The 18191-nt window shown below is 36.0% G+C and carries 17 protein-coding genes and 1 pseudogene; 9 read left to right on the top strand and 9 right to left on the bottom strand.

Annotated elements, in window-relative coordinates; genetic code table 11:
• Positions 1-59 precede the first annotated feature (59 nt).
• Together A9G23_RS10975 and asnB are read left to right on the top strand one after the other, a co-directional pair.
• Positions 60-404, top strand: a complete 345-nt coding sequence (locus tag A9G23_RS10975; RefSeq protein WP_065587649.1) for a YdbL family protein — start codon at positions 60-62, stop codon at positions 402-404.
• A 197-nt stretch (positions 405-601) separates the two neighbouring features.
• Positions 602-2275, top strand: a complete 1674-nt coding sequence (gene asnB / locus A9G23_RS10980) for an asparagine synthase B (protein ID WP_065587650.1) — start codon at positions 602-604, stop codon at positions 2273-2275.
• A gap of 84 nt (positions 2276-2359) precedes the next feature.
• Here the strand turns inward: asnB and satP are convergent, their stop codons facing one another.
• On the bottom strand, positions 2360-2938 hold the full coding sequence (gene satP / locus A9G23_RS10985; RefSeq protein ID WP_065587651.1) for an acetate uptake transporter: 579 nt from the start codon (positions 2936-2938) through the stop codon (positions 2360-2362).
• Positions 2939-3172: 234 nt separating this feature from the next.
• On the opposite strand from satP, the gene dnaK reads away from it, so the two are divergent.
• Complete coding sequence (gene dnaK, locus A9G23_RS10990; RefSeq protein WP_065587652.1) at positions 3173-5092, top strand: molecular chaperone DnaK; 1920 nt, start codon at positions 3173-3175, stop codon at positions 5090-5092.
• Positions 5093-5217: 125 nt separating this feature from the next.
• Positions 5218-6339, top strand: a complete 1122-nt coding sequence (dnaJ, locus tag A9G23_RS10995; RefSeq protein WP_065587653.1) for a molecular chaperone DnaJ — start codon at positions 5218-5220, stop codon at positions 6337-6339.
• 499 nt (positions 6340-6838) lie between these two features.
• Here the strand turns inward: dnaJ and grcA are convergent, their stop codons facing one another.
• The gene (gene grcA, locus A9G23_RS11000; RefSeq protein ID WP_065587654.1) at positions 6839-7222 is read right to left on the bottom strand and encodes an autonomous glycyl radical cofactor GrcA; all 384 of its coding nucleotides are present in this window, start codon (positions 7220-7222) and stop codon (positions 6839-6841) included.
• A 203-nt stretch (positions 7223-7425) separates the two neighbouring features.
• Between grcA and ung the strand changes: the two genes are divergently transcribed.
• Complete coding sequence (ung, locus tag A9G23_RS11005) at positions 7426-8118, top strand: uracil-DNA glycosylase (RefSeq protein ID WP_065587655.1); 693 nt, start codon at positions 7426-7428, stop codon at positions 8116-8118.
• Positions 8111-9112, top strand: a complete 1002-nt coding sequence (gene gntR / locus A9G23_RS11010) for a gluconate operon transcriptional repressor GntR (RefSeq protein ID WP_065587656.1) — start codon at positions 8111-8113, stop codon at positions 9110-9112. The genes ung and gntR overlap by 8 nt, the downstream gene beginning before the upstream one ends.
• Before the next feature lie 153 nt (positions 9113-9265).
• Here the strand turns inward: gntR and A9G23_RS11965 are convergent, their stop codons facing one another.
• Positions 9266-9595, bottom strand: a complete 330-nt coding sequence (locus A9G23_RS11965; protein WP_218058688.1) for a DUF805 domain-containing protein — start codon at positions 9593-9595, stop codon at positions 9266-9268.
• Positions 9596-9727: 132 nt separating this feature from the next.
• Positions 9728-10090 carry a DUF805 domain-containing protein gene (locus tag A9G23_RS11020; protein WP_065587657.1) on the bottom strand — a complete coding sequence of 121 codons (363 nt, stop codon included), beginning with the start codon at positions 10088-10090 and terminating at the stop codon, positions 9728-9730.
• A 251-nt stretch (positions 10091-10341) separates the two neighbouring features.
• On the opposite strand from A9G23_RS11020, the pseudogene upp (A9G23_RS11970) reads away from it, so the two are divergent.
• A pseudogene (upp, locus tag A9G23_RS11970) lies at positions 10342-10422 on the top strand (uracil phosphoribosyltransferase); the annotation flags it as partial.
• Positions 10423-10526: 104 nt separating this feature from the next.
• Here upp (A9G23_RS11970) and A9G23_RS11025 read toward each other — a convergent pair.
• Entirely contained in the window at positions 10527-10862 is a 336-nt protein-coding gene (locus tag A9G23_RS11025; protein ID WP_065587658.1) for a DUF805 domain-containing protein, read from the bottom strand.
• A 230-nt stretch (positions 10863-11092) separates the two neighbouring features.
• Here A9G23_RS11025 and upp (A9G23_RS11030) point away from each other — a divergent pair, with 230 nt between their 5' ends.
• Complete coding sequence (upp, locus tag A9G23_RS11030) at positions 11093-11719, top strand: uracil phosphoribosyltransferase (RefSeq protein ID WP_065587659.1); 627 nt, start codon at positions 11093-11095, stop codon at positions 11717-11719.
• 101 nt (positions 11720-11820) lie between these two features.
• Positions 11821-13080 (top strand): uracil-xanthine permease family protein, encoded by a 1260-nt coding sequence (locus tag A9G23_RS11035; protein ID WP_081297044.1) that lies wholly within the window; start codon positions 11821-11823, stop codon positions 13078-13080.
• A 527-nt stretch (positions 13081-13607) separates the two neighbouring features.
• Here A9G23_RS11035 and lysS read toward each other — a convergent pair.
• The 4 genes from lysS to A9G23_RS11055 form a co-directional block, all read right to left on the bottom strand.
• Positions 13608-15125 (bottom strand): lysine--tRNA ligase, encoded by a 1518-nt coding sequence (gene lysS / locus A9G23_RS11040; RefSeq protein ID WP_065587660.1) that lies wholly within the window; start codon positions 15123-15125, stop codon positions 13608-13610.
• Positions 15126-15155: 30 nt separating this feature from the next.
• Positions 15156-16254 (bottom strand): peptide chain release factor 2 gene (prfB, locus tag A9G23_RS11045; RefSeq protein WP_141669922.1). Its coding sequence is split into 2 segments (ribosomal slippage): positions 15156-16178 and positions 16180-16254, totalling 1098 coding nucleotides; the frame shifts between segments, so codons are not numbered across the junction.
• Between the two features lie 185 nt (positions 16255-16439).
• Positions 16440-17066, bottom strand: coding sequence for a Fe-Mn family superoxide dismutase (locus tag A9G23_RS11050; RefSeq protein ID WP_065587662.1), 627 nt, complete (start codon positions 17064-17066; stop codon positions 16440-16442).
• Between the two features lie 136 nt (positions 17067-17202).
• Positions 17203-18021, bottom strand: coding sequence for a VanW family protein (locus tag A9G23_RS11055; protein ID WP_065587673.1), 819 nt, complete (start codon positions 18019-18021; stop codon positions 17203-17205).
• Positions 18022-18191: the final 170 nt, after the last annotated feature.

An 18191-nucleotide genomic window follows, 5' to 3' on the forward strand; every position in this document is an offset into this window, starting at 1 on the left:
AAAAATCTATATCCGCATTCAAATTAATAAAATATGATGTATTTATTAAGGAGTTTGTTATGACTATCTTTAAAAAAGTAACTGTAGCATTATTGTTGATCGTTTTATCTTATTCTGCGTTTGCATTAAATTTAGAGCAAGCTATGGATTCATTGAGTCAAGCCAAAGCACAAGGGGTTGTTGGTGAACAGGCTGATGGTTATTTAGGTGTCGTGAAAAATGAAGGTAATGCCACTGAAATTGCGCAACTGATTAATCAAGCTCGTAAAGCACAGTATCAAAAAGTGTCTGCTGAAAGCAATGTTCCTTTAAGTGAAGTGGAAAAAAAGGCGGGTAGTAAAGCACAAGATAAGACCCCTGCAGGTCAATATATAAAGCGACAAGGTCAATGGTTAAAAAAATAATCATCACTTTTTGCAACGATAGAAAAAGTATAATGACATAGCACTTTAATTGTGTATTAATAATGTGTATGCTGTTCATTTAATTATTTGTTCATTATCTTTTTTTATTAAACATAAAAAAAGATAATGAAGTTTTTATCTAGTTAGTTTTTTACTTGTAATAGTATCGCTTATGCGATTTGAAATGGAGAAAATCAATGTGTTCGATTTTAGGTATTCTTGATATTAAATCAGATCCAGAACAACTACGAACAAAAGCATTAGAGCTATCATGTCTACAACGTCATCGTGGTCCTGATTGGTCTGGTATTTTTGCGTCTGATAAAGCTATTCTTGCTCATGAACGTTTATCAATTGTAGATGTTAATACCGGATCTCAGCCTCTTTATAATAAAGATAAAACCCTAGTTTTGGCGGTAAATGGCGAAATCTATAATCATCAAGAACTCCGAAATCAGTACAAAGATCGTTATGAATTTCAAACTGGCTCTGACTGTGAAGTGATTCTGGCTTTATATCAAGAAAAGGGTATCGACTGTCTTGATGAATTACAAGGCATGTTCGCTTTTATCCTTTATGACATCAACAAAGGTAGCTATTTTATCGGTCGTGACCACATTGGTATTATTCCAATGTATACTGGCCATGATGAAAATGGCACATTTTATGTTGCTTCTGAAATGAAAGCATTAGTACCTGTTTGTAAAACGATTGAAGCTTTTCCACCGGGATGCTATCTATCTAGTACTGAAGGCGAAATCAAAACCTATTACAAACGTGACTGGATGGATTATGGCAATGTTAAAGATAACAACACTGACATCAATGAACTTCGTGTTGCTTTAGAAGAGTCAGTAAAAAGCCATTTAATGTCTGATGTTCCTTATGGTGTGCTATTGTCAGGTGGGCTTGATTCTTCCGTCATATCAGCCATCACTAAAAAATTCTCAGCTCGTCGTGTTGAAGATCACGAAAAATCGGAAGCATGGTGGCCACAGTTGCACTCATTTGCAGTAGGTTTAAAAGGGGCGCCAGATCTGAAAGCCGCGCAAGCTGTTGCTGATCATTTAGGTACGGTTCATCACGAAATTAACTTTACCATTCAAGAAGGTATTGATGCGATTCGTGATGTAATTTATTTCATCGAAACCTATGATGTAACAACCATTCGTGCGTCCACGCCTATGTATTTAATGGCGCGTAAAATCAAAGCCATGGGTATTAAAATGGTACTTTCTGGTGAGGGTGCCGATGAGGTGTTTGGTGGTTATCTCTATTTCCACAAAGCACCAGATGCCAAAGAGTTCCATGAGGAAACCGTACGTAAATTAGCGGCACTACATATGTATGATTGTGCACGGGCTAATAAAGCGATGGCTGCATGGGGGGTTGAAGCTCGAGTTCCATTCCTTGATAAAAAATTCCTAGATGTTGCCATGCGCATTAATCCAAAAGATAAAATGTGTGGTAGCAATGGCAAAATGGAAAAACATATTGTGCGTGAAGCCTTTGAGTCTTACTTACCTGCATCAGTTGTTTGGCGTCAAAAAGAACAATTCTCTGATGGTGTTGGTTACAGTTGGATTGATACACTAAAAGAGATTGCGGAAAGTAAAATTACTGATCAGCAATTAGAAAATGCAAAATTCCGTTTCCCATACAATACGCCGACCTCAAAAGAAGCCTATATGTATCGTGAGATTTTTAATGAACTATTCCCTCTTGAAAGTGCAGCACATTGCGTGCCGGGTGGCCCTACAGTTGCTTGCTCAACAGCGAAAGCAATTGAATGGGATGAATCATTTAAAAACCTAAACGATCCGTCTGGACGTGCTGCGGTTGGTGTGCATAACGATGCGTACAAAAAATAATTGGCTTATTATCTAGTAATACTGCCTAATAAAAAAACGGGGATTATCCCCGTTTTTTTTATTATTTAAATTAAGTTAAATTTATTAATGTGCAGCGCCTTTGGGTGCACCAACCGGTAAAATGGTACGACCATATTGTTCATTAATTACTTCAGCCATCGCTAAATAAATGGCACTTGCTCCACAAATAATGCCTTCAAAACCGGCAATATGGATAATGTCATGGTTACCTGAAATATTACCAATGGCTAATAAAGCAAATAAAACCGTTAAACTTGCAAAAACAAATTGTAATGCGCGGTTACCTTTTAATGTACCAATAAACATAAAGCCAGTAAAAATACCCCATAAAGCAAGGAAAATACCGACAAAAGTTGCATCTGATGGTGCTGTTGCTGGTGAAGTAGGTAAATACCAAATACCCACTAACACAATCCAAAAGAAACCATAAGAAGTAAATGCTGTTGTACCAAACGTATTGCCTTTTCGAAATTCTAAAATGCCAGCAATGACTTGTGCAAGACCACCATAAAAAATACCCATTGAGACAATAACTGTCATAGCTGGGAAAAATCCAGCATTATGAATATTTAATAAAATTGTTGTCATACCAAATCCCATTAAACCAAGTGGGCCAGGATTTGCAAGTTTTGTTTGTTCCATAAGGATCCTATAAGTTAAATTTGATGATTAAAAAAGAGCGGCAATAATAAGTGCAGAAAACGCGATAATCAAGATTTCAGGGGAAATTATTTTTTTGCCCCCCTTGATATTAATAATAATGTTCCCATTTATGTGAAAACAAAAAAACATTTCTTTGTGAAATAAGAGCTTGAAAATTAAAATTTAAGACTTATATACAAGAAATAAAATACAGGTTTTGAGGAGAAAAAGATTATGGGTAAAATTATTGGTATTGATTTAGGTACTACAAATTCATGTGTTGCTGTCATGGACAATGGCCAAGCAAAAGTATTAGAAAACGCTGAAGGCGATCGCACAACTCCTTCCATTATTGCTTATACTCAAGATGGTGAAATCTTAGTTGGTCAACCAGCAAAACGTCAAGCAGTAACTAATCCACAAAATACATTATTCGCCATTAAACGTTTAATTGGTCGTCGTTTTGAAGATACCGAAGTACAACGTGACGTTAGCATCATGCCATATAAAATCGTGAAAGCCGATAATGGTGATGCATGGGTTGATGTTAAAGGTCAAAAAATTGCGCCACCACAAATTTCTGCTGAAGTGTTAAAGAAAATGAAAAAAACAGCAGAAGATTATCTTGGCGAAGCCGTAACTGAAGCGGTGATTACTGTTCCAGCTTACTTTAACGACGCACAACGTCAAGCAACCAAAGATGCTGGTCGTATTGCAGGACTTGATGTAAAACGTATCATCAACGAACCAACAGCGGCAGCACTTGCTTATGGTTTAGATAAAGATGTAGGTAACCGTACTATTGCTGTTTATGACCTTGGTGGTGGTACATTTGATATTTCTATTATCGAAATCGACGATGTTGATGGCGAAAAAACATTTGAAGTATTAGCAACAAATGGTGATACTCATTTAGGTGGTGAAGATTTTGACTCACGCTTAATCAATTATTTAGTGGACGAATTTAAACGTGAACAAAACTTCGATTTAAAAAATGATCCGCTTGCAATGCAACGTTTAAAAGAAGCAGCAGAAAAAGCAAAAATTGAATTATCATCAGCTCAACAAACAGACATTAATCTACCGTACATTACAGCTGATGCAACAGGTCCAAAACATTTAAATATCAAAGTAACACGCGCTAAACTTGAGTCTTTAGTTGAAGATTTAGTTAAACGTTCAATGGATCCTGTAAAAACAGCATTACAAGACGCGGGTCTTTCTGTTTCTGACATTAAAGATGTTATTCTTGTTGGTGGTCAAACACGTATGCCAATGGTTCAAAAAGCGGTTGCTGACTTCTTTGGTAAAGAACCACGTAAAGATGTAAACCCTGATGAAGCAGTTGCTGTTGGTGCGGCTGTTCAAGGTGGTGTACTTGGTGGTGATGTTAAAGATGTTTTATTACTTGATGTAACTCCATTGTCTTTAGGTATTGAGACTATGGGTGGTGTAATGACAACTTTAATTGAAAAGAACACAACTATTCCAACTAAACATAGTCAAGTGTTCTCAACCGCTGAAGATAATCAATCAGCCGTAACCATTCATGTGTTACAAGGTGAACGTAAACGTGCGGGTGATAACAAATCATTAGGTCAGTTTAACCTAGATGGTATTCAAGCGGCACCTCGTGGTATGCCTCAAATTGAAGTCACTTTTGATATTGATGCTGACGGTATTTTGCATGTATCAGCAAAAGATAAAAATACTGGACGTGAGCAAAAAATTACGATCAAAGCCTCTTCAGGATTAAGTGAGGAAGAAATTCAAAAAATGGTTAATGATGCAGAAGCCAATGCCGATGCAGACCGTAAATTTGAAGAACTAGCTCAGACTCGTAATCAAGCCGATCATCTTGTTCACTCAACACGTAAACAAGTAACAGAAGCAGGTGATCAGTTATCAGCTGATGATAAAAAAGCAATTGAAGATGCAGTAAATGCTTTAGAAGTTGCCGCTCGTGGCGAAGATAAAGCAGAAATTGAAGCTAAAATTAATGCATTAATGGAAGCATCTAAAAAATTGCTTGAATTAGCACAACAACAAGCCCAAGCAAATCAAGGTGCGGGTCAAGCAAATAGCGAAAGTTCTACAGCGCAAGATGATGTTGTTGATGCGGACTTCAAAGAAGTTGATGATGATAAAAAATAAACATTAACTAGAATGTTTTTTAATGAGTTATTTCAACAAGTTTTAAACATATAACAAGTTAAACGGGCGCGAGGTAACTCAAGCCCGTTTAGTTGTTTATACAATGAGAAAATTAAAGGTTAATTATGGCGAAGAAAGATTATTATGAAACATTGGGCGTAAGTAAAAGTGCCAGTGAAAGTGAGATAAAAAAAGCCTATAAACGCCTAGCCATGAAATATCATCCTGATAAAAATCAGGATAACAAGGCTGAAGCCGAAGCAAAATTCAAAGAAGTGAAAGAAGCTTACGAAATCCTAACTGATCCGCAAAAAAAAGCGGCTTATGATCAATATGGTCATGCTGCTTTTGAACAAGGACAGAGCGGTGGTGCAGGCGGATTTGGTGGCTTTGCAGGTGGAGTATTTGACGATATATTCAGTGATTTTTTTGGAGGTGGTCGCGGGCGTAGTCAAACAGCGTCTCGAGGTAATGACTTACAATATAATATCACATTAACATTAGACGAAGCTGCTGCAGGTGTTAGTAAAGAAATTAAAGTACCAACTTGGGTAAGTTGTGATACTTGCCATGGACAAGGAGCCGAAAAGTCTTCTGATGTTGTCACTTGTAATACTTGCCATGGTGCAGGTGCTGTACAAATGCGACAAGGATTTTTTGCCGTACAACAAGAGTGCCCAACTTGTCATGGGCGTGGTAAAGTCGTTAAAAATCCATGTAAAAAATGTCACGGAGAGGGGCGAATACAAAAAACTAAAACACTTTCTGTTACTATTCCAGCAGGTGTTGATACAGGTAATCGTATCCGACTATCAGGTGAAGGCGAAGCAGGCTTAAATGGTGCACCCGCTGGCGATTTATATGTTCAAGTGCAAGTTAAACAGCATGATATCTTTGAGCGAGATGGCACAAATCTGCATTGCGAAATTCCAATTAATATTGCATTGGCATCCCTTGGTGGCGAAGTTGAAGTGCCAACCCTAAATGGTAAAGTCAGCCTAACTATTCCTGCTGAAACACAAACAGGAAAAATGTTCCGACTACGAGGCAAAGGCGTTAAATCATTACGTGGTAGTACCATTGGTGATCTTTACTGTCATGTTGTAGTTGAAACACCAGTTAACTTAACCAGTAAACAAAAAGAGTTGCTTAAAGAATTAGGCGAAAGTTTTAAAGCTGATAAAAACTCCAAACATAGTCCAAAAGAAAAAAGTTTTTTTGACAAAGTGAAAAAGTTTTTTGGGTAATGTAGTAATATAAAAAGCAGAGTAATAATATCGTGGTTGATGGCAAAGTAATTCTATCAACTACGCTAATTATTAAAATAGTACAGAAAATTTTATATTCTATTCATGACTCAGATACCAACATCGTAAAAGACAGCCTTAATAAACTTGTGGTGGGGAAAAGTGCAGGCGGTTTTTATCAAAAATAATAAAATAAAAAATTAATTAAAATCAATTTGATACCTGAACGTTTTTTTATAGATAAACATACCAATCTTTTACAAAAATCAAAGGTTAATGTTGACATTTATTTGGTGTTGGAATGTGTGAAAACTCAAATAAAAAAATTATCTTTGATATTTAACAGTTCGCTAACTGAAAATTTTTTATAAGAATTTTCAGATTAATATTTTTAGTGATGATTTGGCTGTTTTCATTTTTAATAAAAATAAGAAAGGAATTTTATTGAGTTATAAAAAAACCCAGCGAAAGCTGGGTTTTAAGTTTTTGAATCAATAAATTAAATTTTTGTTGTAAATGTACGAGCAATAACGTCGCGTTGTTGTTCAGCAGTTAGTGAGTTAAAACGCACGGCATACCCAGAAACACGAATTGTTAATTGTGGGTATTTTTCTGGGTGTTGCACTGCATCTTCTAATGTTTCACGACGAAGAACGTTCACATTTAAGTGTTGACCACCTTCAACTTTAACCGTTGGGGCAACATCTAATGGAACTTCACGATATTCGAATTGACCTAGTTCTGCCGTTGGAATTACTTGATCTTCTTTATAAACTGATTTAGCAGCTACACAACGGGCTTCTTTTGTAGCGTCGTCTAATAACCAGAAAGAGTTAAGTAGTGCTGCATTATCTGCTTTAGTAATTTGGATACCTGTAATCATTTTAAATCCTCCTATCGGGGCTTTATTGCCCTAAAATAATTAGGGTTAATATAGCACTTTGAAAATTTGATTAAAGTCAAAAAAAACTATTGCTCCGATAAGCAATACCTTTAATTTTAATTTTTCTTGTGATAGGTTATTATGTTGGGAATATATTCGTTTTGCCCAGAAATACTGGCATTATTAATGAGTGATATCAAAAGATGACAACAAAATTGACCTGGCATGAAGTCATTGGCGCAGAAAAAGAAAAGCCTTATTTTCAACAAATAATGCAATTTGTAAAGTCTGAACGTACTAATGGTAAGATTATTTACCCACCTCAGCATGATGTTTTTAATGCTTTTCGTTTTACGCCATTTGATCAAATCAAAGTCGTGATTTTAGGGCAAGATCCTTATCATGGTCCTAATCAAGCCCACGGTCTTTCATTTTCTGTTTTACCAGGAATTAAGCCGCCCCCTTCGTTATTGAATATTTATAAAGAACTCTCAACAGATATTGATGGCTTTACTATTCCTACTCATGGCTATTTAGCTTCTTGGGCAACTCAAGGTGTATTATTATTAAATAATGTGTTGACTGTTGAAGCTGGACAAGCACATTCTCATGCAAAAATAGGTTGGGAAATCTTTACTGATCATGTGATAGCTGCAGTCGATAAGTATCTTGAAGGTGTGGTGTTTTTATTGTGGGGGACTCCAGCACAAAAAAAAGGGCAGTTTATTAATCGTCAAAAACATCATGTATTAACATCGGTGCATCCATCACCGTTATCTGCTCATCGTGGCTTTTTTGGCTGTAAGCATTTTTCCAAAACGAATGACATGATTATACAACAAGGTAAAGTGGCCATAGATTGGCAACCCAAGCTACCGGAAAGTATCCATGAATAATAAAAGGCGTCGAACAAGTTTGCAGGAAATTGCAAATTTAATTGGGATTAGTAAAATGACAGTTAGTCGTTTTCTACGCGATCCTAATCTTGTATCTAAACCTCTCCAATTACAAATTTCAGCCGCGATAGATAAGTTGGGATATATTCCGAATAAAGCTCCAGATATGCTGTCTAATGCTAAAAGTAATGCCATTGGTATTGTGTTTCCTTCTTTAACTAATCAGGTTTTTGCCGATATTTTAAAAGGTATTGAAATGGTGACTGATGTAAGAGGATATCAAACCATGATTACTCATACCGGCTATAGTGCAGAAAAGGAAGAATTACGTTTACGTTCCTTACTTTCTTATAATATTGATGGGTTGATTTTAACGGAAAGGATACATACCCCCACAACGCTGAAAATGATCGAAATTTCTGGTGTGCCTGTGGTTGAAATTATGGATAGTGTTTCACCTTGTATTGATATGGCCGTCGGATTTGATAATTTTACAGCAACCAAAAATATGATTCATCGTATGATAAATAAAGGATGTCGTAATATTGTCTATTTTAGTGCAAGACAAGATCAACGAAGCCTTATTCGTCAACAAGGTTATGAAAAGGCTATGGAAGAAGCGGGATTAACCCCACGCACGTTGGCCACTAAAGAAGCGTCGTCTTATGAATTAGGCGCAAGATTTTTGCATCAAATCTTAAAAGAGTTACCTTGTGTGGATGGAATTTTTAGTACCAATGATGACTTGGCTTTAGGGGTATTACTTGAATGTCAGCGGATAGGGATTGAAGTGCCAAAACAAATAGCGATTGTTGGATTTCATGGGCATGAAATCGGTCAATTCATGAATCCAAAATTAGCTTCTATACATACACCAAGAATTGAAATGGGAAACATGGCAGCAGAATTATTATTAAAGCGAATTAGTGGCGAACAAATTGAGCAAAAAGTGATTGATTTGCCTGTTGAGTATTTAGATGGAGAGAGTATTTAATAAGGTAGAAGATAATATTAATAATGATTTAACCTTGCCACGTTTAGTGATGAGGTTGATAGTAAATTATAACCATTTAGGGTTTTTACCATATTGGTTGCTACCTGAAGTTGAATCCATAACGCAGAAGAAAAATAATACAATACTGCCTACTTATGGAATAAATTGCAACAAAATCCACCAATCTGATTTACTTGTATCAAGTAAGCAGCGTACAGTAACAGCTAAAACAGGTATAAATAATGCCAATGTTAAAATTATTGTTATAATGAAAGGGCTGCCAATTATTTGATCAATGATAATTGCTAAAATGCTCAAAATAGTACTAAACAAACAGAATATCCAATATTCTTTACGGCGAGTTCGCCCATTAAAATTTGCATAATTTTTTTGTAATGCAATTAATAAACCAATTTGTTTTTTTGTATTCCTTATTTTATATCCATTCGTATTAGAACCGGCATTTTGATTAATAGAGAGCAAAATGCCAACCTAGTTTACTATTCTGGCTAATTTTATATAGTAAGTGGACGGAAATTAATTAAATATGAAAGTAAAAAATACTTATTTGTTAACCTCGCTTAGTACGATAGCGAGGTTAATAATAGTAAAGTATTATAATCTTTTTGGATTTTCACCGTATTGATTAAGGCTTCGTGTTGAATCTTGGCACATAAAGATAAATAATATGATACTCCCAATCAATGGGATAAACCCAATTAAAAGCCACCAACCAGATCTATCAGTATCATGTAAACGACGTACTGTAACAGATAAATAAGGAAGGAGCATTGCTAACCAAATAATATGTATTATTCTTATTGGTGAGTCGCCAATTTCACCAAAATTTCCAAATATAAGGTCTGCTATAATATTAAAGAGAAAATCAAAAAGAATAAACATCCAATATTCTTTACGGCGAGCACGTCCATTAAAATTTGCATAATTTTTTGTAATACAATCAATAAACCAATTCATCCGTTATTTTCCTTTTTCATTAATTAAATTATTGAAAAGATCATATAAGCAACTTTATTTTAATGAAAAAAATTGAAAATGAAACTGATTTTTATCATTAAATTGCTTATTTTTTTCCTTTTATTTGTGTTCATATTATTAATTCTCTTGCTGATTTCAGGTTTTCATAAAGTGAGAACTATGTTGGAATTACCGCTCAGTGGCTATTTATACCGACTAACAGATTATAGAAAATAACACTGAGGCCCTCCATGAAAATAGTTGAAGTAAAACACTCTCTTGTACGCCATAAAATTGGCTTAATGTGTGAACAGGATATTAGTACCAAAAGAGTTTTGCGATCTTGATATAGTGAAGTTGGTTGTTTGCTAACGATAAAGCAACAGTAGGTCTACCAAAAAATAGCGGTAGTTTGGTGACTGGGCTAATTAACAAACTACATCCCTTTAGGGTTTTCACCATATTGGTTAGGACCAGGAGTTGAATCGGTACACATAAGTTTTAATAGCGTATAAGGTGTTGCAGTCCAAAAGTACCAACCCGGTTTATCAACATCATGCAAACGGCGTACTGTAACTGCGAAATTAGGAATAAATAAAGCCAACGTCAAGCTCAAAGTTAAAACGAGATTATTTTTCATCATATTATCAATAATTATCATCAAAATAATTAGAACAATATAGATCGAAGAGAACATCCAATATTCTTCACGGCAAGCTCGCCCATTAAAATTTCCATAATTTATTGTAATACAATTAATAAACCAATTCATTCCCTATTCCTTTTTGATTTAATAACTGACAATCATTCTACTGACAATCATTCTAATGAAAAAAAACGAAAATAAAACTGATTTTTATCGTTAAATTTTTTATCAATATTTACATTGCCTATAAGGCTGTTGATTTCAGGTTTTCATAAAGTGAGATCTATGTTAGAATCGCCCCTCAGTGGTTATTTATACCGACTAACAGATTATAGAAAATAACACTGAGGCCCTCCATGAAAATAGTTGAAGTAAAACACCCTCTTGTACGCCATAAAATTGGTTTAATGCGTGAACACGATATTAGCACCAAAGACTTTCGCGATCTTGCCAGCGAAGTTGGCAGTTTATTAACTTATGAAGCCACTGCGGATCTACCTACCGAAACAGTAACGATCAATGGTTGGTGTGGGCCCGTTGAAGTTGAACGTATCAAAGGTAAAAAAATTACGGTGGTACCTATTTTACGCGCAGGTTTAGGTATGATGGATGGTGTGCTTGAACATATACCAAGTGCTCGTATTAGCGTTGTTGGTTTTTACCGTAATGAAGAAACGCTCGAACCTGTTCCTTATTTCGAGAAGTTAACCTCAGATATTGAAGAGCGAATGGCTTTAGTTGTTGATCCAATGCTAGCAACAGGTGGGTCAATGGTAGCGACAATCGATTTGCTTAAAAAAGCAGGTTGTAAAAATATTAAAGTATTAGTTTTGGTTGCCGCACCAGAAGGAATTAAAGTGCTTGAACAAGCTCATCCTGACGTTGAACTTTATACCGCATCGATTGATGAGAGGTTGAATGAAAAAGGCTACATATTGCCCGGCCTGGGTGATGCAGGAGACAAAATCTTCGGCACAAAATAGAATCTCAAAATTTAGACCGGTTTATCCGGTTTTTTTATGCCTGTTAATCAGACAAATTATATACAAACTTAGTTAAGTAAGAGAGGCGCAATGTGAGTAATATCACAACAGACAAATCAAAAAATATAACATCACTGCATAAGCATTCTTGGCAGGATATTTTTACTGGAGCACAAATGTTATTTGTTGCATTTGGTGCTTTGGTGCTAGTACCACTATTAACGGGGTTAAATCCGAATGTGGCTTTTTTTACGGCTGGAGTGGGCACTTTATTATTTCAATTAACCACTAAAGGTAAAGTCCCAGTATTTTTAGCTTCATCATTTGCTTTTATTGCCCCTATTTCATTTGGCGTTGCGCAATGGGGAATCCCCGCTACTTTAGGCGGTTTAGTGGCTGCCGGATTTGTATTTATGTTTTTTGCTTTTTTGGTAAAAATAAATGGTAAAGATGTCATTGATCGCATCTTGCCGCCGGTTGTGACAGGTCCAATTATTATGGTTATTGGTTTATCGCTTGCACCGGTTACTGTTGGGATGGCAATGGGTAAAGATAGTGGATTGCAAGCTGAAAATTATCAATTGATTATTATTTCAATGGCATCATTATTAACAACGTTAGTGGTAGCTATTTGGGCAAAAGGATTTTTAAAATTATTACCTATTATTTCGGGTATTGTGGTTGGTTATACGCTTTCTTGCATGTTTGGTATTGTTAATTTTCAACCGGTGATTGATGCGCCATGGTTTAAAGTGCCTGATTTCACGTTTCCTGAATTTCATTGGCAAGCCATTTTGTATATGCTTCCAATTGTGATTGCACCAACCATTGAACATGTTGGTGATATTATGGCAATTAGTACTGTCACAGGTAAAGATTATACGCGTGATCCTGGTTTGCAGCGTACGTTGCTTGGTGATGGGCTAGCTACTTCGACAGCAGGACTTTTTGGTGGACCACCGTGTATTACTTATGCTGAAGTGATTGGAGCAGTAACTTTAACCCGTAATTTTAAAACTCGAGTCATGACATGGGCGGCACTTTGGGCGATTTTAATGTCTTTTATTGGCAAGATAGGCGCTTTTTTAAGTTCAATTCCAACAGTAGTCATGGGGGGAATTATGGTGCTACTGTTTGGTTCTATTGCATCAGTAGGTATTAATATCTTAGTCAAACATAAAGTGGATCTTTCCGTACCTCGAAATATGTGTATTGTCTCATTAGTCTTAGTTTTTGGGATCGGTGGGATGATCTTTGATTTTGGATCGTATGCCCTACAAGGCATCAGTTTATGTGGTATTTTAGCCATTGTGTTAAATCTTATATTGCCACATCAAGCCAAACCGACTGATAGCCACTAAATTAATTCACTTTTCGTTGACTATATTTATAGTCAACGATTTTATAATATAACCGCGTTAATCTATTTATTGCTACATTATTGTGTATTGCTTAACACTTTAAACAATAGATAAAAGTGAATAATTACTCACTTTTTTATTAAGCACTATTAGAATAATACTTATCTTTATCATTTTATGATTGTTGTAACACGACAATAAATCAATTTTAGCAATATTGATTCTCTTTTTAATGTTAGACGATTAATTGATAAAGCATGCTTTTGTCGTTTATGATGGCATACTAATTACTAAGTATGTAAGTAATAACTTACAATGTTTTTTGTGAATCATCAAGTTTGCTATTGCTTAACTGAGTATTAAATGAATGCGGAATTTAGATTAGTTATTCTTAAGTAAAATGAGACAGCAAGGTTTTTTATTAGCTATAATACAAAATCGTTTGTCAAAAAGTTTCAGGAAAGTATGTGTTTCAGTATAAAAGCACACTTGTCAAAAAATAAGTGTGCTTTTAGTAATAAGTTATTTTATTTAGTTGGACGCATAGTTGGGAATAAAATAACATCACGAATAGTATGGCTATTGGTAAATAGCATCACTGTGCGGTCAATCCCAATGCCCAATCCTGCTGTAGGTGGCAAGCCGTGTTCAAGTGCGGTAATATAATCTTCATCATAGAACATGGCTTCATCGTCACCCGCATCTTTTTGTGAAACTTGGTCTGCAAAGCGTTGAGCTTGATCTTCCGCATCATTAAGTTCTGAGAATCCATTGCCAATTTCACGACCGCCAATAAAGAATTCGAATCGGTCAGTAATAAACGGGTTTTCATCGTTACGGCGAGCAAGCGGTGAAACTTCTGCTGGATATTCAGTAATAAACGTTGGTTGAATTAAATTTGCTTCAGCCACTTCTTCAAAAATTTCAGTGACAACTCGACCCAGTCCCCAGCTTTTTTCGATTTTGATGCCAACTGATTGTGCAATGGCACACGCTTTATCAAAATCATCTAAATCAGCGTTATTGGTTTCAGGGCGATAATGGCAAATTGCTTCACGCATGGTCATTTTAATAAATGGTTTACCAAAATCGAAAGTATGCTCACCATATTGCACAACAGCATCACCTGTTACCGCAATTGCTAAACGGCGGAATAAGGCTTCGGTTAATACAATTAGATCTTTATAATCGGCATAAGCCATGTACATTTCCATCATGGTGAATTCTGGATTGTGTCTTGGCGATACCCCTTCGTTACGGAAGTTACGGTTAATTTCAAAAACACGCTCAAAGCCACCCACCACTAAACGTTTTAAATAAAGCTCTGGCGCGATTCGTAGATACATATCTAAATCAAGCGCATTGTGATGTGTAATAAATGGTTTAGCTGATGCACCACCTGGAATGACTTGCATCATTGGGGTTTCAACTTCCATAAAGTGATTTTCAAGCATAAAGTTACGGATTTCGTTAACCACTTTTGAACGCGCTTTAAACGTCTCTCTTGATTCTTGATTGGTGATAAGATCCAAGTAACGTTGACGATAGCGCATTTCTTGATCGGCAAGTCCATGAAACTTATCAGGTAATGGACGTAGTGCTTTGGTTAGTAAACGAATTTCTACACAGTGAATAGAAAGTTCGCCTGTTTTCGTTTTAAATAGGTAACCTTTCGCACCGACAATATCACCTAAATCCCATTTTTTAAATTGCTCGTTATAAAAACCTTCAGGGAGATCATCACGGGTAACATAAAGTTGGATCTGCCCAGCAACATCTTGCAAAGAAACAAACGACGCTTTACCCATAATACGGCGCATCATCATACGCCCAGCGACCGTTACGGTAATTTTCTTTTCAATGAGTTCTTCGTTAGTTTTATCGCCGTACTGTTTATGAAGATCGCTTGAAATTGCATCACGACGAAAATCGTTAGGGAATGCAATGCCTTGTTCGCGAAGATTAGTCAGCTTTTCGCGACGTACTTTTAGTTCGTTATTTAACTCTTCAATTTGGTTTTGTTGCTCTTGCTGCTGTGTTGACATAATTTTACCTTCTATTCATAACCAAGCGGTTTATAAACCTGCTTTCAAGCTTTCTTCAATAAATTGATCTAAATTGCCATCTAATACGGCCTGTGTATTACGTGTTTCAACGCCAGTGCGTAAATCTTTAATACGTGAATCATCGAGCACGTAAGAGCGAATTTGACTACCCCAACCGATGTCAGATTTGTTTTCTTCCATTTGTTGTTTTTCGGCATTTTTTTTCTGCATTTCAAGCTCATAAAGTTTTGCTTTTAACTGCTTCATTGCCTGATCTTTATTGCTGTGTTGAGAACGGTTATTTTGACATTGGGTTACTATGCCGGTTGGGATATGGGTAATTCTTACCGCAGACTCGGTTTTATTGACATGCTGCCCACCTGCGCCCGATGCACGGTAGACATCAATACGAAGATCAGCTGGATTAATATCGATATCGATATCATCATCAATTTCAGGATAAACAAAAACTGAAGAAAATGAGGTGTGGCGTCGATTACCTGAGTCAAATGGACTTTTACGAACCAAGCGATGTACGCCTGTTTCTGTACGTAACCAACCGTAAGCATAATCGCCCGATACTTTAATCGTTGCCGATTTAATACCCGCAACATCCCCGTCAGAGACTTCTATCACTTCGGTCGCAAACCCCTTTGACTCAGCCCAACGCAAATACATTCTCAATAACATTTCAGCCCAATCTTGTGCTTCAGTGCCTCCTGATCCAGATTGGATATCCAAATAACAATCTGCGCTATCGTAATTGCCTGAAAACATACGCCGAAATTCAAGGCCGGCCAGTTTTTTTTCTAGTTGATCAAGTTCGCTGTTTGCTTCATCGAAAGTCTCTTGATCTTCCGCTTCAATAGCCAGTTCAAGTAAGCCTTCAACATCGTCAAGACCTTGCGTTAAAGAATTGATAGTATTGATAATTTCATCTAGTGCAACGCGCTCTTTACCTAACGCTTGCGCTTTTTCGGGATCGGCCCAAACTTCGGATTGCTCTAATTCAGCATTGACTTCTTCGAGCCGTTCTTTTTTTACATCATAGTCAAAGATACCCCCGAATCACAACCGTGCGTTCGGTAAGTTCTGCTATCTTTGATTTAACAGGATTAATTTCAAACATGATTTAAATTGGTTTGCTCAGTTTTATGATTTTTTACAAGCGTTCATTGTAGCGGATTTGGGCATAATTTAGCAATTGCCAATTATCATTTTTGATTTGAACTTGATGACCAAAGTATTGAGAGAAAAGCAAAGATGGCGCATAAAGCCCCATCTTTTAAGTTGAAAATAATGAGTACAACAGAATTATTTTTTTGCTTCAGAATATAGCTCAGCAACTTTATCCCAGTTAACCACATTCCAAAAGGCACCGATATAATCAACACGACGATTTTGATATTTCAAATAATAAGCATGTTCCCAAACATCAAGTGTTAGGATAGGTGTACCAGAAACACCAGCAAATTTATCCCCCATTATAGGAGAATCTTGGTTAGCTGTTGAAACTACTTCAAGTTTACCATTTTTTAATACTAACCATGCCCAACCAGAGCCAAATCGCGTTGCCGCCGCCGCTGCAAATTTTTCTTTAAATGCATCAACTGAACCAAAATCTTTTTCGATGGCTTCTTTAAGTTCACCTTTAAGTTCGGTACCGACTTTTAATAGTTCCCAAAAAAGCGTGTGATTAACATGTCCACCCACGTTATTTTTAATGCCTGTAAGTTTATCGGCAGTCACTTTATCTAAATTTTTTAATAAATCACTAGGGCTAAATTCTTTTAATTCAGCTGGCAAAGTTTCAAAAATGGCATTGGCATTATTCACATAGGTTTGATGATGTTTATCGTGATGAAGATGCATCGTTTCAGAATCGATATAAGGTTCTAATGCGTCATAAGCGTAAGGTAAGGGAGGTAAAGTATAAGCCATGAAATTTGCTCCTTTCATATATTAGGTATTATCAATTACTTTAATTTATGAGTATACGGGCTATTAGTATAGCCCTCAAACTATCGCTTAGATAGTTAGTGACTATCTGTTATTAGGCTGATTATTATTTTTCTAATTAGCTTTTATTATTTGCTATGAATGGGGAATACATCATAATTGCGTGATTTTCGCTGATGAGCTTTTCTTCAACATGGTTATCAATTAAATATGTTTTGCGTTGCCATATTTTATTATGTCTGGTATAGCCTCCCCACCATTGTTGTTCAATACGATGATCGGTTTCTAGAATTTCATAATGATGACTTAAAGGAGTATCTGCAAGTAATTCACCGTGTAAATATTGTTCATCAAGCCAAAGATTAAGTCGGTAAGAGGTAGTGGTTTTATTGAGTACTTGTAAATCTACATAGTTATAAGACAAGGTCGCGCCACAAGCAAAAGGAATTGTACGATTGATATCAGGAAAAACATCAAAACTATGACGCCAACGCTCAATAATGGTGAGATCAGAATGTAACACAATCCAATAAATTAAATTACCTAATTGACATAATCCACCACCAATATCTTTGCCTATCTGTCCATTATGTAATGATAGCCCTTCTAAAAATCCTCGTTTTTTGGATGGACGCCCTACTTTTTGCCAGATCGAAAAACGTTGATTGGGCTTAATGATTGAACCATTAAGTTTTTCAATGGCTAATCTAAGATTGGTGATTTTATTATATTGCAAATACATATCAACATCTTTTAGAGGTCTTAGTAAAACAGACTGATGTTTTTTGTGTGAATAACAACAGGTATTATTATTTATGTCGACAGTACTATATGCGTTATGATGTCGCCACCAATCCAATTTTCGTTTTAAGATAAAATATTCTTTGCCTAATTTTAGCCTTAATTTACTACGTTTTATCGGTTTATCGACAATCATATCCTTCATATTTTTCCATTTCCTTACCTACAATATATATAATCGGTTATTTTTCTAAAGATGACTGATAGTGCTCGCTCAACTTGTTGAGAAAAGCAAAAATTTTTGATTCATTACAGTGTAATCATGATAGTGAGGCTTATCAAGCGTATTAACAAAGCGGTAATTTG

This window comes from Gilliamella sp. App4-10 (assembly GCF_001690495.1).
In the GTDB taxonomy this organism is placed as follows: Bacteria; Pseudomonadota; Gammaproteobacteria; order Enterobacterales; family Orbaceae; genus Gilliamella; species Gilliamella apicola_G.